This window comes from Streptomyces sp. AM 4-1-1 (genome assembly GCF_029167625.1).
Lineage (GTDB): Bacteria > Actinomycetota > Actinomycetes > Streptomycetales > Streptomycetaceae > Streptomyces.
Map to the genome: position 1 here is coordinate 1986744 of NZ_CP119145.1, position 26919 is coordinate 2013662.

Sequence of the window (26919 nt, forward strand, 5' to 3'; positions counted from 1 at the left end):
CCTGCTTATTCGATCAAGCATCGGACGAACCAGGTCGTGAAAGCCCGAGGCTGAAGGATCTCATTGCGTAGGACCGCCGGAACTGGGCGGTTCCGGCGCAGCCGGGCGCGATCAAACTGACGATCACCCCGATGTGCAGCGCGGGATGCGCAGACAAGCCTGCCTACGCATGGGACGGCAACCTGATGTGGGGCGGTTCGGTCGGCATCGACCCGCACGAGGAGTGCGGTACGTCCACGGTGAACTCGTCCGGAGGCGTTCCGGACGAGTCGGGAAAGAAGGACACGGATCTGTCACAGGATCTGGCATTCGCGCCCTTCGCGACCTTCTCCACCAGCGTGCCGGAGACCTTCCCGACGGACAACAGCCACGGTCTCATCGGGAATCCCGTCTACGCCCGCTGCGACATGGTGTATTCACCGGCAGGTTGCGTCTTCCGCGACTACATGCCCGGTTATGTGTTCAACACGGCCAAGACGCCTGCGGCCGCTGCACACGCATGGCTGATCAACACCCAGCTGTGACGAGTTCGCCTTCGCTACCAGCTACAACAGTGGCGGCATGCCCAAGGGCATGGAAGGCACCAACCCCGTCACCTCCGGCGACCAGTGCGTGCAGAGCTATGCCACCAAGCTCGCGGACGGGGCGTGGAAGCTCTACGACGACGAGCGCGAGGCCGGTCCCACGTGGAAGGAGGTCTGTGGCCGGTCAGCGATGTCCGAACGCGACCGACCAATCGGGGGCACCACTGGGGGCGGCGCCGCGCGCCGCCCCCAGTGTCCGACGGAGGAGACAAGAGATGAACGACGGAATCGCCTGGCTCGCCGAGGGTGGCACTTCAGGGACCGGCTACTGCGTCACGCTGGCACGCGGTCTGGAGCCCGAGGAGTTGGTCCGGCGTCTCGCGAGGGATTCGGCCCCTGTCTCGTTGGGGCAGTACACCGGCTACGACCTGGACACATACCTGGACCAGCGCGAGCGGGAGCGGCGCCGGAGCGATTCCGTCGCAGTCCGGTACGGCGCCAGTGGTGACCTCGCCTTCGCCGTCACGGACGGATACTGGCCCGGAGAGATGCCCACAGGCCCTCTCCTCGGCGCGTCGAAGGACGATGCCCGTGTCTTCCGCCTGTACTACGAGAGCCAGAACCCGAAGCTCCCGCCGCCCGAGTTCAGTTACTTCCACGACGGGCGCTACATGTGCGGGTTCGATATGTACATGCATACGTGGTCGCATGAGATCACCGGCACCAGCCCTGAACTGGTTCAAGAGGCCGTCCTCGCCGCAGGCATCCCCGACGAGCCGGAACGTGACGTGGCACACGCCAAGTCCCTGGATGTCGTGGAGAGAACGTTCCGACTCTCCCTGCCCCGGGAGCAGGTGCTGCACGGGAAACTTCCCTCCGCCCTGATTCAGGGACAGGCATCCGCCTGAGAGACCACTGAGGTCGGGGCGTTGGTTCCCGCCGTGTCGGGATCAACGCTTGCGCCGGGGCGGTCGGGCCGGTTCGGCGGACGCGGGCGAGTGCCACGGCGGGCCGGTCCGTCACGCCGAGAAGACTCCACGTAGTACATGGACTTTCCAATGATTGGAATTTCCATGTACTGTGCGGTCATGGATGATCGGCAGCTGACCGAAGAGCTTTACGACTGCCTGTTCGCGATCCGCACCCAGGTGCATGCCGAACTCAAGGAACTGGCCCGGGAAACGGGGCTGACCGACACGCAGGCCGATGCGCTGTGGAGGCTGAGTCGCGGGCGGGAGATGACCGCGCGCCGTCTGGCCGACCTCTTGCAGTGCGACGCCTCGACCGCCACGTCGATGATTGACCGACTGGAGAAGCGCGGCCTGGTCCGGCGTGTGCCCCACCCCATCGACCGCCGCGCGAAGGTCATCCAGCTCACCCCCGAGGGATGCGCGCTGCGCGATCGCGTCATCCAGCACACCACCGAGCACTCACCCTTCGCCCTCCTCGACCACGGGAGCAAGCTGCGCCTGCACACGCTTCTCCGCGAAGTGATCGACGGTCCCCGCCCGACAGGTAAGGCCGACGGCGTCAAGGACACCGAGGAAGAGGAGCAGCAATGAGCAGCGGGACCGTGGTCATCACTGGCGCGTCCTCGGGTCTGGGCCTGGTGATGGCACGTCACCTGATCAAGGCCGGCCGGAGCGTCGTCCTCGTCGGCCGGGACGTGACGCGCACCCGCGCCGCCGCCGACAGCCTGCGCGGCCTGGCCCCTGCGGGCGGTGACGCGGCACCGCCGAGGACGTACACCGCTGACCTGGAACAGTGGACGCGGGTACGGGCACTGGCGGCGGAACTGGCCGCCGACGGACACCCGGTGGACGTCCTCATCAACAACGCGGGGGCGGCGTTTCCCCGGTACGAGCAGACACCGGACGGCGTGGAACGCACCTACGCGCTCAATCACCACGCCCCGTTCCTGCTCACCCACGCCCTCCTGGCCGAAGGCGTGCTCACGCCCGAAGCGCGGATCATCAACATGTCCTCGTTCGTGGAAAAGCGCGGCAAGCTCGATGCCGCCGATCCGGATGTCGCGGGAACATCGTGGAGCAAGCGCTTCTACCACCAGATCAACGTCTATGCGACGAGCAAACTCGTCAGCCTCCTGGCCGCGCGCGAACTCGCCCACCGCCTGCCTGACGGCATGAGCCTTTACAGCGCCAATCCCGGCATGGTCAAGGGCACCGCGATGAACAGCAACGCCGGTGGTCCGATGCGGCTGACCGCCCCGCTGTTCCGTCCGTTCGCCATCACCCCGGACGAAGGTGTGCGGACCCCCGTCTGGCTCGCCGGCGCCTCGCCCGCACCGCGTCCCAGCGGTGGCTTCTTCAGCGGGTCCCAGCCCGACACCCCTTCGCGCCTGGCCCTGAACGACGACCTCGCCCGGACCGTCTACGCCAGAACCGCAGCCCTCCTGGGGGTGCAGCCCCTCACGAGGTAGGGCCGGTCCGGGACCGGTCGTCACGCCGGGGTTGCGGCCGCCTCCCCTTGCGGGGTACGCGGGCCGGGCGCCGTGGCCCGGATGGACAGGTCCAGGCCGAGGCGGCTGTTCATGTCCAGCTCGAACCGGCCGTACGGATCGCCGCGCGTCCAGAACAGCGGTGACAGCGCCCGGCGGTCCGCGTCGGCAGGTCGTCCTCCGGATCACGCCACCGACGACGGCTCGCTTCCCGCGGAGAGGGGATTCGGGTCAGGAAGCGCGGCGTCGCAGTGCGGGATCTGTCATTGAGGGCGCGGGAGTCGGGTTCTTCTCCTGTGCGGCAAGGTCCACTCCGGGTGCCACGATGGCATCGATGGCGTCGAGGACATCCGCGGACAGGGTGGTGTCGGCGGCGGCCAGTTGGGAGTGCAGGTGGTCCATGGTCCTGGGGCCGATCAGGGCGCTGGTGACTGCCGGGTGGGCGGTCACGAAGCCGAGCGCCATCTGGATCATGGTGATGCCGGACTCGTCGGCGAGCGCGGCCAGCTTCTCGACGGCTGCCATCTTGGCCTGGTTCTCCGGGACGGAGATGTCGAAGCGCTGAGGCATGAACGCGGACCTGCTCGTGGTGACCTCGCGGCCCTCGCGCACGGCGCCGGTCAGCCAGCCGGACGCCAGCGGGCTCCACACGAGCACCCCGAGGCCGTACTCCTCGGCGAGGGGCAGAACCTCGCTTTCCGCACCGCGTTGCAGGATCGAGTAGTTCGGCTGCTCGGTGACATAGCGACCCAGCCGGTGCTCGCGGGCGGCCCACTGGGCCTGCACGAGCCGGTACGCGGGGAATGTCGAGGTGCCGAAGTAGCGGATCTTTCCGGCGCGCTGGAAGTCGGTGAGCGCCGCGAGTGTCTCCTCGTCGCTGGTCCGCGGGTCCCAGCGGTGGATCTGGTAGAGATCGATGTGGTCGACGCCGAGCCGTCGCAGGCTGTCGTCGAGGGCCTTGGCGAGCCAGCGACGCGAGGCCCCCTGGTGGTTGCGCTCCTCGCTCATGGGCAGAGCGGCCTTCGTGGCGAGTATGACGTCGTCACGGCGCGCGGCGACCGCCTTGCCGACCATCTCTTCCGACTGACCACGGCTGTACATGTCGGCGGTGTCGATGAGGTTGATCCCGGCGTCCAGGGCGGCGCCGACGATCCGGTCGACATCGTCCTGGGTGGTGCGGCCGATCGCGCCGAAGTTCATCGCGCCGAGCGCCAGCGAACTTGTCTGAACACCGGTGCGTCCCAGTGTGCGGTACTGCATGTCGTCCTCCGAAAACAGGTCCCGGCCCTTGGCCACCGGAGAGTGCCAGGGACGGAGATATGACAGAATCAAAGCGGAACTTCGCTCCGCTTCTACGATACGGAACGCTGATCCGTTTTTGCAAGCCGAACGAGACAGGAATCGCGGTATGCCGGGTGACAAGCAGGAACAGGGATCGTCCCGCCGTCGGGTGGATGCCGTACGCAATGAGCAGGCACTGCTCGGCGCGGCGGCGGCCACGTTCGCCGCGCACGGGGTGGACGCGCCTGTGCGCGCCATCGCGGCACGGGCCGGCATGGGGATCGGCACGGTCTACCGCCACTTCCCTACGCGTGCCGACCTGGTCATCGCCGTATACCGGCACCAGGTGGACTCGTGCGCCGAGGCCGGACCGGTTCTGCTGGCCTCCGCCGGCTCGCCCCACGCCGCCCTGAAGCAGTGGGTCGACCTGTTCGTCGACTTCCTGGTCACCAAGCACGGGCTCGCCGAGGCACTACAGTCCGACAGCGCACGCTTCGAAACCCTGCACGCCTACTTCCTCGACCGCATGGTCCCCGCGTGCGCGGCGTTGCTTGAGGCAGCCGTGCGGGAAGACGAGGCCCCCGCAGACGTCACCGCGTACTCACTCCTGCGCGGCATCGGCAACCTGTGCATCGGAGCCGACTCCCAGTACGACGCGCGCCGCCTCGTTGACCTGCTGGTCATGGGACTGAGGCAGCAAGACGCCACCTGACGTTTCAAGGGCTGCCGCTCACGCACCGGCCGGACCCACCGCGTGTGGTGGGGCCGGGCGCCCTGTTCGGCCACACCACCACGACGGCCGCTGTCATCAGCAGGACGGCGCCGTCCTCGCCGACGCCCCCGACTCGCCTGTCCCTGACCGTCCTGCGCGAATGGCTCCAGCAGGGGGGGGCGCGACGTCCGCGCAGACCACGTGGATCAGGAATGGCGAGGAGGAACGGGGGAAACGCCACGGGCAGTGGTGCGTCCGGCCGCGCCCGGACCAGTTGCCCCAGGCCGCGAGGCGAGGGAGAAGACGCGGATGCGGATGCGAGCACGGGCTCGCTCGGTACTCATGCGACGTAGACACTCACGCGATCACCGGTACGGTGCCCGCACCCGTTTCCCTGCCCTCGCAAACCAGGCACGGCGCCACCACTCCACGGGACGCCCCCGACAGACCGGGCGTACCGCGAACACGCAATGCCCCTGGGCTGGAGTGGATGAACGAGGGCATCAGCGGTCGAACGCGCCCGCCTTCACCCCGCCGATGAATGCCGCCCACTCACCGGGAGCGAAGAACTGAAGCCCCGCTTCAGCGGACTTGCTGTCCCGGACGGCGCGACCGCCGTCGGCGGTGTGGGCGACCTCGACGCACTCGTTGGCCGACCCTCCGCCGGAGAACGATGACTTCACAAAGAGGCTGACGACTTCCTGACTGCTCACAATTCCTCGTTCTCCATGGTGATGCTGTTCATCGTCTTCCGGATGAAGGCAAGGCTCTCGTCCGGAGTGAGAGCGGCGGACGCGAGCGTGTCGAAGGCGTGGACGTATCCGGCCATGTCTTCATGATCTTCGAGAATGACGCTGTTGACCAACGTGTCCTGCACGATGGCCTCGGGCGAAGCCTCCTGGGCGTAGGAGAGCGCCACGAACGCCGGCGCGACCCTGGCCGCCGCCCACTCGCCGTGGGGAAGCACTTGCAGCGTCACATTCGGCTGTTCAGCCGTTCGGACGAGGTGAGCGAGCTGGTCCCGGTGGACCGTCGGTGACGGCATCGGACCGGATATGGCAGGTTCCCAAATGACCGCGGCGAACCTGGCTCCCGACTGGTCGAAGACCCGCCGCCTTTCCTGCCGTACCTTGACGACCTCTTCAGCCGCCTCTGCGGTGATGCCCTCGGGATTGGCTCGGGTCAATGCCCGGGTGTAATCCGGTGTCTGGAGCAGGCCCGGAATGAAGACAGGCTGCCATGCCCGAATGTACGTCGCGTCCGTCTCAAGCGAGAGAAAGTCACCCAACCTGTCGAGCGTGTTCGACTGGAAAGGGAAGTTGAGCCACCAGCCACGCTTGTTGCTGTCGCGGGCAAGCTTCTCCAACCGCCTGCGTTCCGCCACCTCCTCAACCCCGTAGAGGTCCAGGAGCACGCGTACATCACCCACGCGCGCGCTGACGACGCCGGACTCGATCCGGCTGATCTTGGCGGTCGAACATGCCACCGCTTCAGCCGCGTGTTCCTGGTCGAGGCGCGCGTCCAGGCGCAGACGCCTCAGCGTCGCCCCCAACCGCCGACTGCGCACCGTGGACTTCCCACCTGCGGGCATGCTCCCCCTCTTTCGCTCCGGGCCAGTCTGCCCGGCAACTGTCTACAGAGCCTAGCGACTTACCCCTCAAGGGTGAATGCAAGCTTGCACTAATGAATAGCTTGCCTCTCGCTGGGACTTACCTCTAGCGTGGCTTGCGTCACGAGAAGCGCACTAGCGCGCATCTACCGTGACCCGGTTCCGTATGCCACCACCCTTGGGGGACGCATGTCCGGCCGCACCCGCATCCGCAGATTCCGAGTCCGCAAGGACTCCGTCCTCGCCGTCCGACATCACGTCAGAGGCATCCTCGCCGAATGGAAGCTCAGCCAACTCGCCGACGACACCACCCTGTTGGCCAGCGAGTTGAGTACGAACGTCGTCCGCCACGCCAAAGGCACCGCCGACTTCTTCGAGCTGGCCTTACGGCGGCGCAACGGCGTGCTGGTCCTCGAAGTGACCGACTCCTACGAGTGGGCGATGCCCGAACTCCGCAAGCCCGCGTCGGACGAACTCTGCGGGCGGGGGCTGCTCATCGTCGATGCCCTCGCCGACAGTTGGGGCGTACGCCCTCGCGACCCCGGCAAGACCGTCTGGGTCCATCTGTCCATCACCCGTACGGGGAAGCCATGACGCCGCCCACCGAGCCGGTGCCGCCGGTCCGGCTTCAGGCCGCCTGGTGGTGCGAGTGTGTCGTCCGTACCGACATGGCCCCGGACGGCGTGACCCGCGTACGGGGCGAACGCGCCGACACCTCCCGCGACGCCCTTCGCTGGATGCGGATCGCCGTCCGCACCCTGCTGCCCGGTTTCGATCCCGTGGACCGGGACCGCGCGTTCCAGTGGCTCGTGCACGGTCAGTGGGAGGCGGCGGTACGGCTGGGAGCCGGTGAGCGGTACGCCTTCACGGCCAGGTCCGGGGCCACCGTCATCGAGTGGTCCGCCCGGGGCGTGCTGTGCGTGCCCCGGCTCGACGGCGGTTCCCCGTGCGCCGCACGACCGGTCACCGCCCGCACGTAGGCGCCTCAGGACAGGTCCTGCGCCCCCACCAGCACGTCCCCCGCCTCCGTGCGGAAGTACAGGACCGACCGGCCCGCCCTGCGGCGGCGGATCAGGCCCGCGTCGAACAGCACCTTCAGATGGCGGCCCACCGAGCCCAGCGCCAGGCCCGTCAGGGCGGTCAGGTGGGTGGTGCTCTTCGGGGTGTCGAGGAGGACCAGGACGGATGCCCGTGCGGGACCGAGCAGATTGCCCAGGCTGTCGGGGACCCGGGTCCGCTCCGGGTCGGCCAGGGCCCCGGTGCACGGGTACACCACCGCGTAACGGCCGCGGTCCGTGTCCCAGGAGACCCAGCCCTGTCGGCGGGTGACGGGGACGAACAGCAGCCGTGCGTCCGCGAGTTCGCGTGGTGGGTAGTCGTGGGCGTTGACCTGGAGCCGGCTGTCGCCCAGCCAGCGCATGCCCGGACGCAGGTCGTCCAGCGCGGCGGCCCAGCCGCCCTGGCTCAACTGGCGGGTACGGGCCACGACATCGGCCTCGATGATCCGGCGGCGGCGCGGCCATTCGGGCCGTACCGTCTCCGACCACACCCAGGCCAGCAGCTCGGCCGCCCGGTCGGGCAGGTCGGGGCGGCGCAGGAGGTCCGGCAGCGGGCCGCCGTGGGAGACCTCCAGGTCCGCGCGGGCCGCGCCGGGTGGGGTGTCGCTGACCCGGGACAGCTCCTTGTCGAAGGCGGGGTCGCGGGTGTCGTCCGGGGTCGGGCTGAGGAAGTCGGCGTTCCAGCGGCCACCGAGTCCGATCCGTACGAGCAGGGCGGTGACCGGGTCGGCCGCGAGCCGCGCCCGGTAGGCGGGCAGACAGGTGTCGAGCCAGCCCCGCTCCCCCGGGTGGGCCGCAGTCCCCCGCTCCAGGGTCTGCACGGTCGCGATCGTCTCGGACAGCGGTGACACCACGAATCTGCTCCGCGCGAGCGTGTCCGTGTTGATCTGCCACCAGCCCATGGTTTCGCCTCCACGCGAAACAGTACGTGGGGGACGAGGCCGCCACCGAGACTCCCGGCCATGCGCAGCTACCGAGAACTGTTCCGCGTCCCTCAATTCACCCCGCTCTTCGCGACCAGTAGCGCGCAGCTCGCGGGCTCGACCATCAGCGGGCTCGCTCTCGGCACCCTCGTCTACGACGCGACGGGGTCGCCGCTGCTGGCCGCCCTCTCGATGTTCGGGCCCTCGCTGGCCCAACTGGTCGGGGCGACCCTGCTGATGTCGGCGGCCGACCGGCTGCCGCCGCGTGGCGCGCTGAGCGGTCTGGCGTTCCTCTTCGCGGTGGGGACCGCCGCACTCGCCGTCCCCGGGCTGCCACTGCCCGCCGTCTTCGCGATCATCCTGGGGCAGGGAGCCGTGGGGGCGCTGGGCGGCGGGGTGCGGTACGGGCTGCTCAACGAGATCCTGCCCAAGGACGGCTACCTGCTGGGGCGTTCGGTCCTCAACATGTGCGCGGGCACGATGCAGGTCTGCGGATACGCGCTCGGCGGGGTCCTCGTCGTCGCGCTGTCGCCGCGCGGCACCCTGCTGATCGGTGCCGCGCTGTATCTGACCGGGTCGGTCGTCGCCCGGCTCGGGCTGGCCCGGCGGCCACCGCGCGCCACCGGGCGGCCGTCCGTCGGCGAGACCTGGCGGACCAACGCCCGGCTGTGGTCCTCACGGCCCCGGCGCCGGGTCTATCTGGCGCTCTGGGTGCCCAACGGGCTGATCGTCGGCTGTGAGTCACTGTTCGTGCCGTACTCGCCCGCGCACGCCGGGCTGCTGTTCGCGTTCGCAGCGCTGGGGATGCTCGTCGGGGACACGACGGTGGGGCGGTTCCTTCCGCGTGGATGGCGGGGGCGGGCGGCCCTGCCGCTCCAACTGCTGCTGGCCGCGCCGTACTTGCTCTTCGCGCTGCGCCCCGCGCTGCCCGTGGCGTTCGCCCTGACCGCGCTCGCCTCGCTGGGGTTCGCGGCGAGCCTGCTGTACCAGGAGCGGCTGATGGCGTTGACGCCGGACGCGATGAGCGGTCAGGCGCTGGGGCTGCACTCGGCCGGGATGCTCGCCATGCAGGGTGTGGCGGCCACCGTCGCGGGCGCGGTCGCGCAGCGGACCTCGCCGGGGACGGCGATGACGGTGATGGCGGCGGCGTCCGTCGCGGTCACGCTGGCGCTCGCGCCGGGACCGCGGCCGGAGTGCGCGGCGGCTCCGCTCATCGGGGAGGAGCGGAGCTGAGGGAACGGACGGCGGCGGGGCTCGACGGGAGGAAGCGGGTCCAAGACCAAGGGGCCGGGGCCGGTGGATCAGGTGATCCAACGGCCCCGGACGTACGGCGCCTTCGCGGACGAGGGGCGCCGACGTCAGTGGAACGTGAGCAGAACATCAGCGGAGGCGGTCAGCATGACACCTGCCGCGCGAAGCGCGGCTCGTGGCCGACGGGTGACACGGGGAGCCGTAGGGGGACACGCGTGAGTTCAGGACGGTCCGCGCGCACGGCGATGGGCCCGGTCCATGTCGGCGATGTCGGCACCGTCTGTCGATGACGTCCCCGCCGACGAGCTTCCGGGCCCGTCGCCGGACGGATCTCCACGTCGGCCGGGAACACGCTCCCCTCCTCAACGGCCTTCGGGCCGCCCCGTCCCCCTTCCACGTGATTCCGGAGAGGCAGGAATGTCATGGACAGGAGAATGTGTGATGCGGTTCCTCGGGCGTAGGGAGCGTCGCCGAGGCGGCGCTCTCCCCGTGGTGACGGCGGCCGTCTGTTCGGCCGCTGTCGCACTGGGGGCGTACGGCCTGGTGTCCCGGGTGGGCGGCCAGGAGCGGCCGCCGGAGGTCGAGCGGGCCGGGCCGGCCGGGATGGGGACGCGGGAAGGCGAGTTCACCCTGTTCGAACCCACCTGGACGACCGCGCACATCTACCAGAAGGGCATCAACGTACCGGAGTACGACACCGGGTTGGTGGTGTCGTACATCGGCCCTGCCGGCCGGAATCCAGGTGAGCACGACGACTGGGTCGGCATCTACGAGCAGGGCCGGCTCGACACGTCCCACCGCAAGGACTGGGACTGGGTCTGCCCGAACGAGCACGAGCGCTGCAAGTCGTTCGGATCGGCGATCGTGCCCGCCGGGAACGACGGGCTGGAATCCGGCAAGACGTACACCGTGGCCTACTGGCTCGACAGGGCGTCCGAATCCAGTGGGACTCCCGCTGTGACGATCGATTACGTGGTGCCCTGGTGACCCCGGACAGATCGTCCCGGAGACGGCCGATGAGAGAAACCCGAATCCCCCGGAGGGGCTTGTCCGCCATGCGCTTCCTCACACGCCGGGACGACGGACGGCGCGGGACGCTCACCGTCGTCGCGGCCGCCGTCTGCTCAGCCGCGATCGCCGTGGGCGCTCAAGTGCTGCTGTCCCACACGGCGGGATCGGACAGTGGGCCGGAGGTCCGGTCGGTCATGCCCGCGGCGATATCGGCCGACGGCAACGGTTTCGCCATCCTCGACGCGACCTGGACCACCGCGCACATCGACCAGAAGGGCATCAACATCAGCCCCAAGGACACCGGGCTCGTGGTGACCTACCTCGCCCCGGCCGGCCGCAAGCCGAGCGACCACGACGACTGGGTCGGCATCTACGAACGGAATCTGATCGACACGTCCCACCGCAAGGACTGGGACTGGGTCTGCCCGAACGAGCCCCAGCGCTGCATGTCGTACGGATCTGCGGTCGTGCCCGCGGGCGACGACGGTCTGGAATCAGGAAGGACGTACACCGTGGCCTACTGGGCCAACGGGGCGTCCGAGTCGAGCGGCTCCCCCGTCGCGACGATCGAATACGTGGTGCCGTGGTGACTCGTCCCCCAGCCGGAGTGCGCGGTCAGCGCCTCCTCAGCGTCCTCGTGCGCTGCGTCCTCGCCCTGACCCTCGCTCTGGGATACTCCGTCACCGTGCTGGAGAGGCCGGCCGGCGCGGTGGTCATCGAGGACGACGCGGAGGCGTACCAGCAGATCGTCGAGGCGATCCGTGAGGTCGCCCGCGCGGGCGAGGTCGTGACGACCTCCATGGCGGGCCCCGCGCGGGGCAGGCCCACCGACCTGGCCCAGCCGGGTCCGGTCCGCAGCGGCCACGCCCTCATCAGCCTCGACGCCCTCCGCATCGCCACCAACATGCCTTCGATCAGCCTGGTCATCCGCCGGTCGGACATGTACGTGCTCGGCTTCTACCAGATCGCGAACAGCCATCGCTTCTTCCATTTCGCCGACGTCGACCCGGCGTCGGTCGATTCGTCCGTCTTCGGCAATGTCACGGTGACGAACGTCAACCTCCAGTACGGAAGCCTGTACGCCCAGATGCACGGGCAGGACGTCTTCGACCAGTTCATCGCGGGAGGGGATCTGCGGCAGGCTGTCACACAGCTCGGCTTCGCGACGGACACCTACGCGGACAGGACGGCAGCGGGGCCGTACCTCGCGAGACTGATCCTGACCCTCCTGGAAGGGGCCCGGAACAGGGAGGTGGAGGAGAACATCCACAGGGCGTTCGACAGGTCGCAGCAGTGGTACGCGTTCGACGACGAACCGTTCATCCACAACTGGGGTGCCATGTCGGAGGCGGTCCGCAACGGGGTCCCGTACACGGTGCAACGGGGACCCGGACTTCCCACCACCTATTACCCCAGCGTCCTGAGACACATCCTCGCCATCCTCCAGATCCCGACCGGAAGCAATCCGCTTCCGATGTGCTCCGGAGCACCGTCCGTGCAATGCCCGGCGTCCCTCGCCTCGGGAAACCGCCGTGCCCCCCGCTCCGGCCTGCCGGACTGGTCCGAGGCCGGCTACCGGGGCGGCGGCACCCTGCCCGGTCACCAGCAGTTCACCACGGACGCGGCGTGCCGCGTCACACCGGAGAAGCTGGCCGGGACGTACGGGGTGCTGCCCGGCGACGGAGTGGACGACTCGGCGGGTCTGCAGCACGCCATCGACGACATCCGCGCCAACTGCAGCGGCAAGGCGAACTTCGACGACCTCTCGCTGATCAGCATGCCCGCGGGCACCATCGACATCACGAAGCAGATCGCCGTCGACGCCGACTACCTCGTGATCCGGGGTCAGGGCGACGAGTCGGCGAACGGCACCCGGATCGTGTTCCGTCCGGACGCCGACACCCGGTACGACACGCTGACACCCGACGGCAGCCGCTGGGACCAGGACTCGATGACCTACGGGTCGGGCGCCGACACCGGCAAGGGCGGCTGGCTCTGGCCGGGCCGGGGCCTGTTCCGGGTCCAGACCCGCGAGGTCGCCCCCCGCTACGCGGACGAGTGGGCCGCGGCCCCCGCCAACCGCAAGGATCTCTTCGAGGGGTCGGTCAACCAGCACTGGGCCTCGGGCGTGAAGGTGCGCGGCGCGGCGAACGACACCGCCTACGCGGCCAGGGAGGGCGACCGGGTCATCCACCTGGACACGAAGGCGGACATGTCCCGTTTCCCGAAGGGCAAGCACCTCTGGGTGGGAGCGGCGAACAGCCGTAAGTTCTACGAGGCGCAGGAGGCCACGGACACGAGCCGGTACGAGGACCTGCACATGCGTCAGCAGGTCTTCCGCATCACCTCGGCGGACACCGCCAACCGCACGGTCACGATCGACAAGCCCCTGGAGTTCGACCTGCCGGTCGACTCCACGTCGGACGGGTCCGCGCCGATCGGTGCCACCCCCTACACCAGCAAGGTGACTCCGCTGAAGATGGTGGTGGGCGTCGGCTTCGAGGACTTCTCGTTCACCCAGGACATGCCCGGACTCACCAAGGCGCAGGCGACCCACAACTACGGGAACCTGGCGCCCGCCGAGGCGATGCACGGCCTCGTCTTCAAGTGGGCCGCGGATTCCTGGGCCCGCGGTGTCCGCTCCGACATGACGGGTTCCCACCCGGTCGTCACGGAGGTCGCCAAGAACCTGCAGTTCGAGGGCAACCACTTCGACGGCGCGTGGAACAAGGGCAAGGGAGGCAACGGCTACTTCCGCGGCAGCCGCGTCTGGGACTCCCTGTACGCCTTCAACACCACGCGCAATCTGCGGCACTTCACCTTTCAGTGGTCGGCTTCGGGCAACGTCGTCTACGGGAACGACTTCGACTCGGACCTGAATCTGCACGGTGGCTGGGAGCGCCGCAACCTGTTCGAGAACAACACCGTGCGGGTGCCGTACGAGCACTACTCCGCGAACTGCACCGCCCGGTGCGGCGGTGAGGGCGGTGAGATCGAGGCCGGCACCTGGTACCCCATCTGGTGGGCCGCCGGCCCGAAGGCGGTGAAGTGGGCAGGCTCCTCGGGGCCGCAGAACGTCTTCCACGACAACGTCCTGACCAAGCAGCTCACCCCCGGTGGACCGTACGTCGACTACCTGCCCTACGGACGGACCACGAACGGCCCGCAGCCGGTCTACCAGTTCGGCTCCGACACCGCCGATCCGGGCCGCTTCCAGCACCTCGCACAGAACGGTGCGCCCATCGCGGACTGGAACGGCAACGAGACGGTGGACTACACGGGGGCCGATGAGGGTGTGAACACCTCCCACACGGCGCCGACCACGTCGATGTTCCTCAAGAGCGCCGATTGACGGTGACGGGGGCGGCCCCCGGCGGTTCTCCGCCGGGGGCCGCCCGGACCGGTCGTTCCCCGCGCCGGTCAGCCGTCACCGTCGGGTGATCCCATTAATGGGGCGACGAGCCGGGCGCACCCTTGTTACCGTCGTCGGCATGGCATACCGCGAGATCTACTGACGGGACACGGACGGTTCTCCGCCCGTACCGCACACCCGTGCGTGTGCGCCACGACCGGCCCCGCCGTCGTGATGCGTCGACGCACCGGCTCGTCGTGTCCTTCCCCCTGTGGATTCCGAAAAGAGTGATGTCCCATGTCCCGTCGCCGTGCCCATGTCGCGATGGTCGGCATTCCCGCCGTCAGCCATGTCCTGCCGAGCCTTGAGGTGATCCGCGAGCTGGTGGCCCGCGGCCACCGGGTGACGTACGCCAACGATCCGGCGATGGCCGACCGGATCACCGCGACCGGGGCGGAGTTCGTCCCGTACACCTCGGGACTCCCCGGCACCGACAGCGAGTGGCCCGAGGACCCGATCGGGGCCATGACCGTGTTCCTCGACGACGCCGTCCGGGTCCTCCCGCAACTGCGCGCGGTGTACGAGGACGACCCCGCCGACCTCTATCTGTACGACATCGCCTCCTATGCCGCGCGCGCCCTCGCCGAGGCACAGGGCCGCCCCCTCATGCAGTTGTCCCCGACGTACGTGGCCTGGGAGGGCTACGCGGAGGAGGTCGGCGCACAGTTGTGGGAGCTGCCCGGCGCGGACGCGTACCGGGCGAAGTTCACGCGGTGGCTCGCCTCGTGCGGGGCGTCCACCACCGACATGGACGCCTTCACCGGCCGTCCGTCACGGACCCTGGCACTGATCCCGAAGGCCATGCAGCCGCACGCGGAACGGGTCGACACCGGCACGGTGACGTTCGTCGGACCCTGCTCGGACGGGCGCGTGGAACAGGGCGTCTGGACGCGTCCCGCCGGCGCCGGGAAGGTGCTGCTGATCTCGCTGGGGTCGGCGTTCACCCGCCGGCCGGAGTTCTACCGGCAGTGCCTCGCGGCGTACGGCGAGCTGCCCGGCTGGCACGTCGTCCTCCAGATCGGGAAGTACACGGACCCGGCGGACCTCGGACCCGTACCGCCCAACGTCGAGGTGCACCCGTGGGTGCCGCAGCTGGCGATCCTGGAACAGGCGGACGCGTTCGTCACCCATGCGGGGATGGGCGGGAGCAGCGAGGGGCTGCTCACCGGGGTGCCGATGATCGCCGTGCCGCAGGCGGTCGATCAGTTCACCAACGCGGACCGGCTCGTCGAGCTGGGCGTGGCCCGTCGTGTGGACACCGAGGACGCCACGGCGGCCGTTCTGCGCTCCGCCCTGACCGAACTCGTCGACGACCCCGAGGTCGCCCGGCGTTCGGCGGCGCTCCGCGCGGACGCGCTCGCGGAGGGCGGGACCGCGCGGGCCGCCGACCTGATCGAGGAGGAGCTGGGCTGACACGGGGCCGGCGGTCCCGCCCGGCCGGGTCTCAGCCGCGAGGAGCGAGCGCGAACTCCAGCAGCGGCAGCATCCGCCCCGGGATCGAACCGGACGCGGTCTCGCCGATCCGGACGGCGCCCATCGCCAGGTAGAACGGCTCGGCGTTCGGGTCGGCGTCGATCGCCAGGCGGGTGAATCCGAGGCGGCGGGCCTCGGCCGTGGTGCGGTCGAACAGCAGTCGGCCGATCCCCCGGCCCATCGCGTCGGGTTCGACGAACATCATGCCGAGGACGCCCCGTGGCGGGGCGTCCTCCAGGGTGGTGAAACCCAGGAGGCGCCCGGCGTCCTCGGCGACCAGCGCGCGCCGGCGCGCCACCTCGGACGGGCGGACCGTCAGCTCCTCCCGGCAGGAGGCGAGGAACGTTTCGTCGTAGTCCCAGTACGCCTTCGAGCGCAGGGCCAGCTCCGTCAGCGCGCCCGCCTCCTCCGGCCGCGCCGCCCTCACGTCCACCACGTCCGTGCCCCTTTCCGGGCCCGGTTGTCAGACCCGTCGGTCATGCTGCACCACATGAACGGCACGCGCCCGTGGATTCTGATCGACGACGCCCGCGCCCAGGTCACGGACCCGGCGGACGCCGCGGCCGCGACCGCCCATGCCTCCGCCCTGCTCGCCGCAGGTCGGGTCGGGACCTACGGGCCGGGTCGCCGGGGCCCCGGGAGAAGGGGACGTCCGGCAGCCCGTACCGCGGGTGGCGGGCGCCGGTGCGTCAGTCGAAGACCGGGCCCTGGGTGCGGGTCCGCTTGATCTCGTAGAAGCCGGGGATCGACGCCACCAGCAGGGTGCCGTCCCACAGCCTCGCCGCTTCCTCGCCCTTGGGGGCGGGGGTGACGACCGGGCCGAAGAAGGCGATCTGCTCGCCGTCCGCGCCGGGCACCGCGATGACCGGTGTGCCGACATCCTGGCCGACCTTGTCGATGCCCTCCTGGTGGGAGGCGCGCAGCTCGGTGTCGTACGTGTCGGAGTCGGCGTACTCCAGCAGGTCGGCGGGGAGTCCGGCCTCCATCAGGGCCGCCGCGACGGCCTCACGGGTCGGTCCCTGGCCCTCGTTGTGGAAGCGGGTGCCGAGCGCGGTGTAGAGGGGGCCGACGACGGCGTCGCCGTGCTTCTGCTGGGCGGCGACGACGACCCGGACCGGGGCCCAGGCCCGCTCCAGGAGGTCGCGGTAGCCCTCGGGCAGTTCGTCGATCTTGTCCTCGTTGAGGACGGCGAGGCTCATGACGTGCCAGCGGACCTCGACATCGCGGACCTTCTCCACCTCCAGCATCCAGCGGGAGGTCATCCAGGCCCAGGGGCAGGTCGGGTCGAACCAGAAGTCGACGGGGGTCCTGCCGTTCGCCGTGCTGTTGTCGGTCATGTCTCTCCTCGGACGGGCATCGTGGACATCGGTCGCGTCGGGGGGCGCGTCGGGCGCGTTCCTCACGCGCAACGTCACCGGTGCGGCACGCCATTCCCGCGTGCCCGGCGTCCGAGCCACATGCGAGGATCAAACGTATTCGAACGTGACACAAAGGAGTGCACCCGTGCCCGGAGAGAACCTGTCCCGCGACGAGGCCCATGAGCGGGCCGAGCTGCTGACCGTCGACGGATACGAGGTCTCTCTCGACCTGCGTTCCGCGGTCGGTGAGCCCGAAGCGGGCACCGTCGGCGACGGTCCGCGTACCTTCCGCTCGGTGACGACGATCCGGTTCCGTTCGGCGCGCGCCGGCGCGTCGACGTTCGCGGATCTGCTGGCGCCGAGCGTGACGTCGGTGACGCTGAACGGCGACGCGCTCGACCCGGCGGCCGTCTTCGACGGCACGCGGGTGGCGCTGGACGGCCTGGTCGAGGGTGACAACGTCCTGGTGGTCGACGCGCGGTGCGCGTACAGCAGGACCGGTGAGGGGATGCACCGGTTCGTCGACCCCGAGGACGGCGAGGTCTATCTGTACACGCAGTACGAGCCCGCCGACGCCCGCCGCGTCTTCGTCAACTTCGAGCAGCCCGATCTGAAGGCCCCGTACCGCTTCGAGGTGACGGCGCCGCAGGGGTGGACGGTCTGGAGCAACGGGGCGGTCGAGGGGCGGGAGGGCGACGTCTGGCGGTTCGCGGAGACCAAGCCGATCTCGACGTACATCACGGCGGTCGTGGCGGGCCCGTACCACCACGTGACCGACCTCTACAAGCGGACCTTCGACGACGGCACCGAGCTGGAGATCCCGCTGGGCGCGATGTGCCGCAAGGGGCTGGCTCGGCACTTCGACGCCGACGACATCTTCCTCGTCACCAAGCAGGGCCTGGACTTCTTCCACGACAACTTCGACTACCCGTACCCGTTCGGGAAGTACGACCAGGCGTTCGTGCCGGAGTACAACCTCGGCGCGATGGAGAACCCGGGGTGCGTGACGTTCCGCGAGGAGTACATCTTCCGGGGGAACGTGACGTCGTCGTCGTACGAGAGCCGCGCCAACGTCATCCTGCACGAGATGGCGCACATGTGGTTCGGCGACCTGGTCACCATGCGGTGGTGGGACGACCTGTGGCTGAAGGAGTCGTTCGCCGACTTCATGGGGTCGTTCTCGATGGTGGAGGCGACCCGCTTCACCAACGGCTGGATCACCTTCGCCAACAACCGCAAGGCGTGGGCGTACCGCGCCGACCAGCTGCCGTCCACGCACCCGGTCACGGCCGACATCCGTGACCTGGAGGACGCCAAGCTGAACTTCGACGGCATCACGTACGCCAAGGGCGCGTCGGTGCTGAAGCAGCTCGTGGCGTACGTCGGCCGGGACGCGTTCCTGGAGGGTGCCCGGCGTTACTTCAAGCAGCACGCGTACGGCAACACACGTCTGGGTGACCTGCTGTCGGTGCTGGCCGAGACGTCCGGGCGGGACATGACCGCCTGGTCGCGGTCCTGGCTGGAGACGGCGGGCGTCAACTCGCTGACGCCGGTCGCGACGTACGACGCGGCGGGCCGGCTCACCGAGCTGGCGATCACGCAGGAGGCCCCCGACAGTCATCCGGAGCTGCGTCCGCACCGGGTGGCGGTCGGGCTGTACCGGCGCGAGCCGGACGGCGACCTGGTGCGTTACGCCCGCGCCGAGGTGGACGTGGCCGGGCCGCACACGGTGGTCGGGGAGCTGGCGGGGGCGGAGCGGCCCGAGCTGATCCTCGTCAACGACGACGACCTGACGTACTGCAAGGTCCGCTTCGACGAGGTGTCGCTGGCGACCCTGCGCGCGCACCTCGGTGATCTCACGGACCCGCTGGCGCGGGCGCTGTGCTGGTCGGCGCTGTGGAACATGACGCGGGACGGGCTGATGCCGGCCCGGGACTTCGTCTCGCTGGTGCTGGCCTTCGCGGGCCGGGAGACGGACATCGGTGTGCTCCAGATGCTGCACGCGTGGACCCGGTCCGCGCTCACGCACTACGCGGCGCCCGAGTGGCGCGCGGAGGGCGGCCGTGCCCTGGCCGAGGGCGCGCTGCGGGAGCTGCGGCTCGCCCCGCCGGGCAGCCAGGACCAGCTGAGCTGGGCGCGGTTCTTCGCGTCGGTCGCGGCTTCGGACGCGGACGTCCAGCTGTTGACGGGGCTGCTCGACGGCACCGCGCGCATCGACGGCCTGGAGGTCGACCAGGAGCTGCGGTGGGCGTTCCTGGCGCGGCTCGCGGCGCACGGATCGGCCGGTGAGGCGGCGATCGACGCCGAGCTGGCCCGGGACGACACGGCGTCCGGCAAGCGGCACCAGGTGCGCTGCCTGGCGTCGCGCCCCTCGGCCGACGTGAAGGCACGGGCGTGGGCGGACGTCGTGGAGTCGGACGCGCTGTCCAACGCGCTGGTGGAGGCGACGATCACGGGCTTCGTCCAGCCGTCGCAGCGGGAGCTGCTGGCGCCGTACGCGGCCCGGTACTTCGAGGTGATCGAGCGGGTGTGGGCCGATCGGTCGATCCAGATCGGCATGGACGTGGTGCGGGGGCTGTTCCCGGGGCTCCAGGACGATCCGGAGACGCTGGCGGCCACGGACAAGTGGCTGACGGCGCACCAGGACGCGGCGCCGGCGCTGCGTCGACTGGTCCTGGAGGCGCGTGACGATCTGGCCCGCGGGCTGCGCGCCCAGGCGGTCGACACGATGGCGGGCGAGGCGGCGTTGACGGGGGCGTGAGGGGCGCGCGTCGCCGGTGACGGGGGCGTGAGGGGCGCGTCGGGGGCGAACGGGGCGTCGTGGGACGCGCGCGTCAGCGGTGCACAGGGCGTGGGACGCGCGCGTCGGGGGTGTACAGGGCGTGGGACGCGCGCGTCGGGGGTGTACAGGGCGTACAGCGCGCGTCAGCAGGTCTGAGCTGACGGAAACCCGGCGGGACGCGCCTGACGGCGGGACGGCGGGCGCCCGTTGCGGCGTCGGCCGTCCCGGCGGTCGGCGGGCGGATCGGGGCGGGTGGGGACGGGCGGGACAGAACGGGTGGGACGGGCGGGGAACGACTCTCGGCGGGGTTCTCTCCGCCGAGCCGTACCGGTCCGTGCTCGCGGCCCCGCTCCGGTACGGCTCGGCGGTCGTCGGCGGTCCCGTGGCGTCAACCCGCTTTCGTATAGCGGCTGACGGGACGCGGCAGGCCCAGGTGGCCGCGGAGCGTGGTGGCGTCGTACGCCGTCCGGAACGCCCCGCGCCGTTGCAGCTCCGGGACCAGGCCACGGGTGATCGCCGTGAGGTCGTACGGCAGTGTGCCCGGCCGCAGCCGGAAGCCGTCGAGACCGGCGGCTCGCCAGTCGAGCAGCAGGTCGGCGAGTTCGCCCGGTGTGCCGGTGAAGATCTCGGCGTCGGATACGAGCTCGGCACCGGCCGCCTCGTCCAGGCGTGCCTTGCGCCGTGCGGCGTGGCCCGGCTTCTCGTCCAGGAGGACGAGGAGTTCCGCGAACGTCCGCAACGGCCGGTCCGTCACGTCCCTGCCGGTGCGTTCCACCGCCTCGTCGACCTGTACGAGGAGCGCCGCGATGCCCGGGCGGTCGTGCGGCGTGATGTGGACGACGTCGGAGCCACGGGCCGCGAACTCGTAGGGCGTGGAGGCGTGCGCGAGGCTGATCACCAGAGGCTGTCCCTGGGGCGAACGCGGCGTGATCGAGGGGCCCTTCACGCTGAAGTGCGTACCCCGGTAGTCGATGTGGTGCACCTTGTCGCGGTCGAGGAACCGGCCCGTGGCCGTGTCCCGTATCTCCGCGTCGTCCTCCCAGCTGTCCCACAGGAGCCGCGCCGCCTCCACCACCTCCGCGCCCTCCGCGAAGAGCCCGCGCAGCCGCTCGGCGGTCAGCTCCGGGTCGCGCACGTCGTCGTCGGTGAGCTGAGGCGTGGCGCGGCGGCCGAAGTGGGAGGCGTCGGCGGCGCGCGCGGAGACCTGCGGGCGCCAGCCGGCCCGGCCCTTGCCTGCGTGGTCGAGCGTGGCGATGCCGATGGCGAGGTGGAACGGTTCGGTGTGGGTGACGTTCGTGGCCGGGACCAGACCTATGCGCGAGGTGAGCGGGGCGAGGTGGGCCGCGAGCAGCACCGCGTCGATGCTGCCCCTGACCTGGTCGGTGCGGTCGTCCGGCCGGTGGGAGGCCGCGGACTGCGGTCCGAGGCCGTCCTCGAAGGTGACGAAGTCGAGCAGGCCCCGTTCGGCCTCGGCGACCAGATCGGCCCAGTACCCGGCCGTGAGCAGTTCACCGGACCGGGCGCCCTCCTCCCTCCAGGCGGCCGGGTGCCAGCCCGCGCCGTCGAGGGCGACGGCGAGGTGCAGCGGGGTCGCGGTCGTACCGGTCACGAGGACTCCTTCTCGTTCTCTTCGTCCGCGGGCCGTGCGCTCGCGGGCCCTTCGCCCAGGCGTCGTTCCGGGCGCTCGGGGGTGCCCAGTCCCAGGTGGTCCCGGAGCGTCGTGCCCGTGTAGTCCTCACGGAACACGCCCTTCTCCTGGAGCAGCGGGACCACCCGGTCCACCACGTCGTCCAGGCCGCCGGGCGTCAGGTGGGGGACGAGGACGAATCCGTCGGCGCCCTCGGTCCGCACGAAGTGGTCGATGGCGTCGGCGACCGTACGGGGGCTGCCGACGAAGGTCTGACGGCCGCCGACCTCGATGACCAGTTCCCGGATGGACAGGTTCCGTTCCTCGGCCAGCTCGCGCCACTGCCGCGCGGTCTCGCCGCGGCCCTCGCGGAACACGGAGTGCCCCTTCAGGAAATGGGCGTCGTCCTCGGGCTCGACGTCGGGCAGCGGTCCGTCCGGGTCGTAACCGGACAGGTCGCGGCCCCAGACCGCCTCCAGATGGGCGATCGCGGTCTGCGGGCTCACCAGCTCGCGGCTGATCTCCTCGGCGTACGCGGCGGCCTCCTCGTCGGTGTCGGCGACGACGGCGTTGGCCGTGGGCATGATCTTCAGGTCGTCCGGGGCGCGGCCGTACCGGCTCAGGCGCCGCTTCACGTCCCGGTAGAAGTCACGGGCGACGTCGATCCGGTTGTGCTTGCTGAAGATGACGTCCGCCTCGGACGCGGCGAACTCGCGCCCCGCGTCGGACTCGCCCGACTGGATGACCACCGGATGCCCCTGGGGGCCGCGCGGGGTCGTGAACCGGCCGGATATGTCGAAGTGTTCGCCGTGGTGGGCGAACCGGCCGGCCCCGGAGCGTACGAACTCTCCCGACGCCGCGTCGGCGACGAGATCGCCATCGGCCCAGCTGTCCCACAGCTCCCTCGCCGTGGCGAGGAATTCGACCGCACGGGTGTAGCGGTCGGCCTCGTCGAGAAAGCCGCCGCGCCGGAAGTTCTCGCCGGTGAACGCGTCATAGCTGGTGACCACGTTCCAGGCGGAGCGTCCGCCGCTGAGGTGGTCGAGGGTGGCGAACCTGCGTGCCACCTCGTACGGCTCGTTGAAGGTGGCGTTGACCGTGGCGGCGAGGCCGAGGTGCGTGGTGACGGCGGCCAGCGCGCTGAGCACGGTCAGGTTCTCCGGGCGTCCCGCGATGTCCAGGTCGTACACCTGGTCCTTGTGCTCGCGCAGCCGCAGCCCCTCGGCGAGAAAGAAGAAGTCGAACTTGCCGCGTTCGACGGTCCGCGCGAGCCGGATGAAGGAGTCGATGGAGATCTGGCTCCCGGACCGTGGGTCCGACCAGACGGTCACGTTGTGGATGCCGGGCAGCTGCGCCGCGAGGTGCACCTGTCTCTTCCGGGTGGCGGGCACGGTGCGGTCTCCTCCTGCGAAGGTCCGGCTGCGGGGTGGGGTGGAGTGAGGGCGAGTGAGGTGGGGCGGGGTGGTGGCTCCATGAGCGTGCCCGGGGCGGGTGGAGCGTGCACAGGCCAACAGGGCTGACTTCATGAGGTGTTCACGCTGTGGCGGCGGGTTTCGGTGCCGCGTCCGGTGCGGCCCCGGCGTGGGTTTCCTTTCAGCCATGATCGGCTCCGTTCGGGGCCGGTTCACGCAAGCCCGTTCGTACCGGCCCGTCAGCACAGACCCATCCGTACGAGTCCGTCCGTACAGCCCGGTTCGTACGGGCCCGTCCCTACCGGCCGATCCCTATGGGCCGGTTCGCCCCTTCCGGCGCAACGGGGCCAGTGGCGGATTTACGCCATGTACACATCTCGCCTCCGTCAAGTCTCCACAAACCTCTGTCATTTACGACAGGCTGAGCGGTCATCCGGTACCGAATTCCGGACTCTTTCCTTCACAAACAGGGATGCTGATGACCAAGGAATCCCCCGGCTCCATACCCGGAGCAAGACGTGCGGCCCGAATAGCCGCGGCCGCCGGCCTGGTGACAGCGCTCGCCGCCACCGGCGCCGCCCCGGTGTTCGCCGCCGACGATCCGGCCAACGCCCCCGTCAAGCCCGCCGCCACGAGCGACAGGACGGACAAGCTGGGTTCGGCCGACGCGGACGTCCTGGCGAAGGCCGAGGCCAAGGGCGAGAAGAACATCACGATGATGGTCGCCACCGCGCCCGGTGCGACCGCGCAGGTCGCCCGTCAACTGGACGCCGTCAAGGGCTCCGTGGTGGGACGGACGTACGACAAGCTCGGATACGTGCGGGCGACCGTGCCGACCGCCACCGCCGAGGCGACGATCAAGGCGGCGCAGAAGCTGCCGTCCGTCCATGGCATCGATCTCAAGCAGGAGATCATGCTGGACGACCCGACGCCGGCCGCGGACCGGGCGACCGGTGCCAAGACGCAGGCCAAGGTGACCGGCAGCTACCCGGCGCCCGGCAAGAAGACCGCCGCGAAGAACCCGTACAACCCGTCCTTCGAGACGGGCGCCGTCGACTTCGTGCAGCAGCACGCGAAGTTCGACGGCCGCGGTGTGACCATCGGCATCCTGGACTCGGGGGTCGACCTCGGTCACCCGGCGCTCCAGAAGACCAGCACCGGCGAGCGCAAGATCGTCGACTGGGTGACCGCGACCGACCCGGTGAGCGACGGCGACGGCACCTGGCTGCGGATGACGACCTCCGTGTCCGGCCCGGCGTTCAGCGTCAACGGCCGTACGTACAGCGCCCCGAAGGGCTCGTACAAGTTCGGTCTGTTCGCCGAGGCCGCCACCAAGGGCGGCGACATGGCGGGCGACCTCAACCGCGACGGTGACACCACCGACGTGTGGGGCGTGCTCTACGACCCGGTCACCGGCACCACCCGGGTCGACCTGAACGACGACGCGAACTTCTCGAACGACGCCGTCATGAAGCCGTACAAGGACAAGCACCAGATCGGCTACTTCGGTACGGACAACCCGCGCACCGAGGTCGTCGAGCGCATCCCGTTCGTCGTCGAGACCCGTAAGGACGTCGTCTACGACGCGGCGGGCACCAAGGCCGACTTCGTCAACATCGGCGTCATCGAGAGCGAGCACGGCACGCACGTCGCGGGCATCACCTCCGCGAACGGCCTGTTCGGCGGCAAGATGAACGGCGCCGCGCCCGGCGCCCAGATCGTCTCCTCGCGCGCCTGCACCTGGTCCGGCGGCTGCACCAACATCGCGCTGACCGAGGGCATGATCGACCTCGTCGTGAACCGCGGTGTCGACGTCGTCAACATGTCGATCGGCGGCCTGCCGCCGCTGAACGACGGCAACAACGCCCGCGCCGAGCTGTACAAGCGGCTCATCGACACCTACGGCGTGCAGCTCGTCATCTCGGCGGGCAACGACGGCCCCGGCCTCAACACCATCGGTGACCCCGGCCTCGCCGACCACGTCATCTCCGTCGGAGCGACCATCTCCAAGGAGAGCTGGGCCGCCAACTACGGGTCGAACGTCACCAAGGCGTACGACATGATGCCGTTCTCCTCGCGCGGCCCGCGTGAGGACGGCGGCTTCGCGCCGACCCTCTCCGCGCCCGGTTCGGCGATCAACACCACCCAGACCTGGCTGCCCGGTTCGCCGGTCAAGGAGGCGGGTTACTCGCTGCCCGCCGGTTACTCGATGCTCCAGGGCACGTCGATGGCGTCCCCGCAGGCCGCCGGCGCGACCGCGCTGCTGCTGTCCGCCGCGAAGCAGAAGAACATCGACCTGGCCCCCGCCGATCTGCGCACCGCGCTGACCAGCACCGCCACCAAGATCAAGGGAGTGCCCGCGCACGCCCAGGGCGCCGGTCTGATCAACATCGTGGACGCCTGGAAGGCGATCAAGAACGGCGCCACCGCGCACGAGTACACCGTGAAGGCCCCGGTCGACACCGCGATCGACTTCGCGCTGAAGACCCCGGGCTTCGGCACCGGCCTGTACGACCGTGAGGGCGGTGCGAAGGTCGGCAAGAGCAAGACGTACACCGTCACCGTCACCCGCACCACGGGCCCGGACCGCGCCGTCAAGCACAAGCTGTCGTGGAAGAACAACGACGGCACCTTCACGCTGTCCGGCGGGAACACCGTCTCCCTGCCGCTCGACAAGCCGGTGGACGTCAAGGTCCAGGCGAAGCCCGGCAGCGCCGGCGTGCACAGCGCGATCCTGGAGCTGGACGACAGCAAGACCACCGGGGTCGACCAGCAGATCCTGACCACCGTGGTCGCGGCGCAGGAGCTGGCGAAGCCCGGCTACGCGTTCAAGGCGTCCGGCACCGTGCAGCGCAACAGCAGCACGTCGTACTTCCTGAACGTCCCGGAGGGCGCGAAGACCCTGGAGGTCGCGCTGAGCGCGCTCCGCTCGGGCAGCCAGACCCGGTTCATCTCCATCCACCCGTACGGGGTGCAGATGGAGAACAGCTCCACGACCAACTGCTACCCGAACTACGACAACCCGGCCAACACCTGCCGGCCCGACGTGCGCTCGTACGCGGACCCGCAGCCCGGCGTCTGGGAGATCGAGGTCGAGGCCCGCCGCACGTCGGCGTACCTGGACAACCCGTACAAGCTGGAGGCCACCCTCCTCGGTGTCTCCTTCGACCCGGCCGTGCAGACGCTGCCGGAGGCGAAGATCGGTACGCCGACCGCTGTCGCCTGGACGGTCAAGAACAGCCTCGCCGCCATCGAGGGCAAGCTGAAGGGCGGCTCGCTGGGCTCCGCGAAGGTCGACCGCCCGTCGATCGCGACCGGTGAGCAGCGGCAGACGACGGTCACCATCGGTGAGGGCGTCGAGCGTCTGGACGTCGCCATCGGCTCCACCGCCGACGCCAACGCCGACCTGGACCTGTACGTCTACAAGGGCAGCGCCGTGGCCGGCCAGTCGACCACGGCCGGTTCCGAGGAGTCGGTCAGCCTGGTGAAGCCCGCCGCCGGTACGTACACGATCGTCGTCGACGGCTACTCGGTCACCACCGGGACCACCGCGTACGACTACCGCGACGTGTACTACTCGCCGTCGCTCGGCTCGATGAAGGTCGACGAGTCGAAGACGGTGAAGCTGGCCAACGGCGCGTCGGCGAAGGTCGGCGCGGACGTCGTCGTCGCCGGGGCGGCCCCCGAGGGACGCCAGTTCTTCGGCGAGGTCCAGCTGGTGAACGCCCGGGGCACCGCGGCGGGCGCCGGCAGCGTCGTGATCGGGAAGGTCACGCCGTAACACCGCAGCGGTGACCGTGTGATCCGTACGACGGACACCGAGGTGGGGCGGGCGCTCTCCGGAGCCCCGCCCCACTGCCGTGCCCGGCGGATTCCCCGCGCCCGCCCACCACCGTGCCCGGCCGTTTCCCAGCTCCCACAGCTCTCCCGCGGCCCCCTTCCCCGTCACTCCCCCGCCCCGCCGCGTACGCCCGCTGTCCGCCTCCCGGACAATGGATTGGACAAGAAAGCCGTGGACAGACACATCA

General features: G+C 70.0%; 22 protein-coding genes. 14 read left to right on the plus strand and 8 right to left on the minus strand.

The window, feature by feature from the left end:
* Window positions 1-131: 131 nt before the first annotated feature.
* From PZB75_RS08380 to PZB75_RS08395, 4 genes are all read left to right on the plus strand, one after another.
* Entirely contained in the window at window positions 132-524 is a 393-nt protein-coding gene (locus tag PZB75_RS08380) for a hypothetical protein (protein ID WP_275534662.1), read from the plus strand.
* A 275-nt stretch (window positions 525-799) separates the two neighbouring features.
* Entirely contained in the window at window positions 800-1432 is a 633-nt protein-coding gene (locus PZB75_RS08385) for a DUF6461 domain-containing protein (RefSeq protein WP_275534663.1), read from the plus strand.
* 180 nt (window positions 1433-1612) lie between these two features.
* Complete coding sequence (locus PZB75_RS08390) at window positions 1613-2086, plus strand: MarR family transcriptional regulator (RefSeq protein WP_275534664.1); 474 nt, start codon at window positions 1613-1615, stop codon at window positions 2084-2086.
* On the plus strand, window positions 2083-2964 hold the full coding sequence (locus PZB75_RS08395) for an SDR family NAD(P)-dependent oxidoreductase (protein ID WP_275534665.1): 882 nt from the start codon (window positions 2083-2085) through the stop codon (window positions 2962-2964). Before PZB75_RS08390 ends, PZB75_RS08395 begins: the two co-directional genes overlap by 4 nt.
* Window positions 2965-3213: 249 nt before the next feature.
* Here PZB75_RS08395 and PZB75_RS08400 read toward each other — a convergent pair whose 3' ends face one another.
* Window positions 3214-4242, minus strand: coding sequence for an aldo/keto reductase (locus tag PZB75_RS08400; RefSeq protein ID WP_275534666.1), 1029 nt, complete (start codon window positions 4240-4242; stop codon window positions 3214-3216).
* 148 nt (window positions 4243-4390) lie between these two features.
* Between PZB75_RS08400 and PZB75_RS08405 the strand changes: the two genes are divergently transcribed.
* A complete protein-coding gene (locus PZB75_RS08405; protein WP_275534667.1) occupies window positions 4391-4975 on the plus strand; it encodes a TetR/AcrR family transcriptional regulator in 585 nt (194 codons plus the stop codon).
* Window positions 4976-5478: 503 nt separating this feature from the next.
* Here PZB75_RS08405 and PZB75_RS08410 read toward each other — a convergent pair.
* Window positions 5479-5688, minus strand: a complete 210-nt coding sequence (locus PZB75_RS08410) for a DUF397 domain-containing protein (protein ID WP_275534668.1) — start codon at window positions 5686-5688, stop codon at window positions 5479-5481.
* Complete coding sequence (locus tag PZB75_RS08415; RefSeq protein WP_275534669.1) at window positions 5685-6566, minus strand: helix-turn-helix transcriptional regulator; 882 nt, start codon at window positions 6564-6566, stop codon at window positions 5685-5687. The genes PZB75_RS08410 and PZB75_RS08415 overlap by 4 nt, the downstream gene beginning before the upstream one ends.
* Window positions 6567-6773: 207 nt before the next feature.
* Between PZB75_RS08415 and PZB75_RS08420 the strand changes: the two genes are divergently transcribed.
* Both PZB75_RS08420 and PZB75_RS08425 read left to right on the plus strand, forming a co-directional pair.
* Window positions 6774-7178, plus strand: a complete 405-nt coding sequence (locus PZB75_RS08420; protein ID WP_275534670.1) for an ATP-binding protein — start codon at window positions 6774-6776, stop codon at window positions 7176-7178.
* A complete protein-coding gene (locus tag PZB75_RS08425; RefSeq protein WP_275534671.1) occupies window positions 7175-7564 on the plus strand; it encodes a hypothetical protein in 390 nt (129 codons plus the stop codon). The genes PZB75_RS08420 and PZB75_RS08425 overlap by 4 nt, the downstream gene beginning before the upstream one ends.
* A gap of 5 nt (window positions 7565-7569) precedes the next feature.
* On the opposite strand, the gene PZB75_RS08430 is transcribed toward PZB75_RS08425, so the two are convergent.
* Window positions 7570-8544, minus strand: a complete 975-nt coding sequence (locus PZB75_RS08430) for a winged helix-turn-helix domain-containing protein (protein ID WP_275534672.1) — start codon at window positions 8542-8544, stop codon at window positions 7570-7572.
* 60 nt (window positions 8545-8604) lie between these two features.
* Here PZB75_RS08430 and PZB75_RS08435 point away from each other — a divergent pair, with 60 nt between their 5' ends.
* The 5 genes from PZB75_RS08435 to PZB75_RS08455 all read left to right on the plus strand — a co-directional run bounded on the left by PZB75_RS08435 (window position 8605) and on the right by PZB75_RS08455 (window position 15652).
* Window positions 8605-9798 (plus strand): MFS transporter, encoded by a 1194-nt coding sequence (locus PZB75_RS08435; protein ID WP_275534673.1) that lies wholly within the window; start codon window positions 8605-8607, stop codon window positions 9796-9798.
* A gap of 507 nt (window positions 9799-10305) precedes the next feature.
* A complete protein-coding gene (locus PZB75_RS08440) occupies window positions 10306-10803 on the plus strand; it encodes a hypothetical protein (RefSeq protein ID WP_275534674.1) in 498 nt (165 codons plus the stop codon).
* A gap of 68 nt (window positions 10804-10871) precedes the next feature.
* A complete protein-coding gene (locus PZB75_RS08445; protein ID WP_275534675.1) occupies window positions 10872-11417 on the plus strand; it encodes a hypothetical protein in 546 nt (181 codons plus the stop codon).
* Entirely contained in the window at window positions 11414-14179 is a 2766-nt protein-coding gene (locus tag PZB75_RS08450; RefSeq protein WP_275534676.1) for a ribosome-inactivating family protein, read from the plus strand. Before PZB75_RS08445 ends, PZB75_RS08450 begins: the two co-directional genes overlap by 4 nt.
* A gap of 297 nt (window positions 14180-14476) precedes the next feature.
* A complete protein-coding gene (locus tag PZB75_RS08455; protein WP_275534677.1) occupies window positions 14477-15652 on the plus strand; it encodes a macrolide family glycosyltransferase in 1176 nt (391 codons plus the stop codon).
* A gap of 31 nt (window positions 15653-15683) precedes the next feature.
* Here the strand turns inward: PZB75_RS08455 and PZB75_RS08460 are convergent, their stop codons facing one another.
* Window positions 15684-16148 carry a GNAT family N-acetyltransferase gene (locus tag PZB75_RS08460; RefSeq protein ID WP_275534678.1) on the minus strand — a complete coding sequence of 155 codons (465 nt, stop codon included), beginning with the start codon at window positions 16146-16148 and terminating at the stop codon, window positions 15684-15686.
* A 253-nt stretch (window positions 16149-16401) separates the two neighbouring features.
* The gene (locus PZB75_RS08465; protein ID WP_275534679.1) at window positions 16402-17049 is read right to left on the minus strand and encodes a DsbA family protein; all 648 of its coding nucleotides are present in this window, start codon (window positions 17047-17049) and stop codon (window positions 16402-16404) included.
* Between the two features lie 166 nt (window positions 17050-17215).
* Between PZB75_RS08465 and pepN the strand changes: the two genes are divergently transcribed.
* Entirely contained in the window at window positions 17216-19831 is a 2616-nt protein-coding gene (pepN, locus tag PZB75_RS08470) for an aminopeptidase N (RefSeq protein ID WP_275534680.1), read from the plus strand.
* A gap of 409 nt (window positions 19832-20240) precedes the next feature.
* Here the strand turns inward: pepN and PZB75_RS08475 are convergent, their stop codons facing one another.
* On the minus strand, window positions 20241-21461 hold the full coding sequence (locus tag PZB75_RS08475; RefSeq protein ID WP_275534681.1) for an LLM class flavin-dependent oxidoreductase: 1221 nt from the start codon (window positions 21459-21461) through the stop codon (window positions 20241-20243).
* The gene (locus PZB75_RS08480; RefSeq protein WP_275534682.1) at window positions 21458-22870 is read right to left on the minus strand and encodes an NtaA/DmoA family FMN-dependent monooxygenase; all 1413 of its coding nucleotides are present in this window, start codon (window positions 22868-22870) and stop codon (window positions 21458-21460) included. Before PZB75_RS08480 ends, PZB75_RS08475 begins: the two co-directional genes overlap by 4 nt.
* Window positions 22871-23363: 493 nt before the next feature.
* Between PZB75_RS08480 and PZB75_RS08485 the strand changes: the two genes are divergently transcribed.
* Complete coding sequence (locus PZB75_RS08485; protein ID WP_275534683.1) at window positions 23364-26672, plus strand: S8 family serine peptidase; 3309 nt, start codon at window positions 23364-23366, stop codon at window positions 26670-26672.
* Window positions 26673-26919 lie beyond the last annotated feature (247 nt).

Excerpts from the sequence above, each read along its gene's own strand:
- PZB75_RS08380 (WP_275534662.1), top strand. The coding sequence starts at position 132 with ATGTGCAGCGCGGGATGCGCAGACAAGCCTGCCTACGCATGGGACGGC.
- PZB75_RS08455 (WP_275534677.1), top strand. The coding sequence starts at position 14,477 with ATGTCCCGTCGCCGTGCCCATGTCGCGATGGTCGGCATTCCCGCCGTC.
- PZB75_RS08390 (WP_275534664.1), top strand. The coding sequence starts at position 1,613 with ATGGATGATCGGCAGCTGACCGAAGAGCTTTACGACTGCCTGTTCGCG.
- PZB75_RS08385 (WP_275534663.1), top strand. The coding sequence starts at position 800 with ATGAACGACGGAATCGCCTGGCTCGCCGAGGGTGGCACTTCAGGGACC.
- PZB75_RS08465 (WP_275534679.1), bottom strand. The coding sequence starts at position 17,049 with ATGACCGACAACAGCACGGCGAACGGCAGGACCCCCGTCGACTTCTGG.
- PZB75_RS08425 (WP_275534671.1), top strand. The coding sequence starts at position 7,175 with ATGACGCCGCCCACCGAGCCGGTGCCGCCGGTCCGGCTTCAGGCCGCC.
- PZB75_RS08395 (WP_275534665.1), top strand. The coding sequence starts at position 2,083 with ATGAGCAGCGGGACCGTGGTCATCACTGGCGCGTCCTCGGGTCTGGGC.
- PZB75_RS08435 (WP_275534673.1), top strand. The coding sequence starts at position 8,605 with ATGCGCAGCTACCGAGAACTGTTCCGCGTCCCTCAATTCACCCCGCTC.
- PZB75_RS08485 (WP_275534683.1), top strand. The coding sequence starts at position 23,364 with ATGCTGATGACCAAGGAATCCCCCGGCTCCATACCCGGAGCAAGACGT.
- PZB75_RS08415 (WP_275534669.1), bottom strand. The coding sequence starts at position 6,566 with ATGCCCGCAGGTGGGAAGTCCACGGTGCGCAGTCGGCGGTTGGGGGCG.
- PZB75_RS08430 (WP_275534672.1), bottom strand. The coding sequence starts at position 8,544 with ATGGGCTGGTGGCAGATCAACACGGACACGCTCGCGCGGAGCAGATTC.
- PZB75_RS08400 (WP_275534666.1), bottom strand. The coding sequence starts at position 4,242 with ATGCAGTACCGCACACTGGGACGCACCGGTGTTCAGACAAGTTCGCTG.
- PZB75_RS08445 (WP_275534675.1), top strand. The coding sequence starts at position 10,872 with ATGCGCTTCCTCACACGCCGGGACGACGGACGGCGCGGGACGCTCACC.
- PZB75_RS08420 (WP_275534670.1), top strand. The coding sequence starts at position 6,774 with ATGTCCGGCCGCACCCGCATCCGCAGATTCCGAGTCCGCAAGGACTCC.
- PZB75_RS08405 (WP_275534667.1), top strand. The coding sequence starts at position 4,391 with ATGCCGGGTGACAAGCAGGAACAGGGATCGTCCCGCCGTCGGGTGGAT.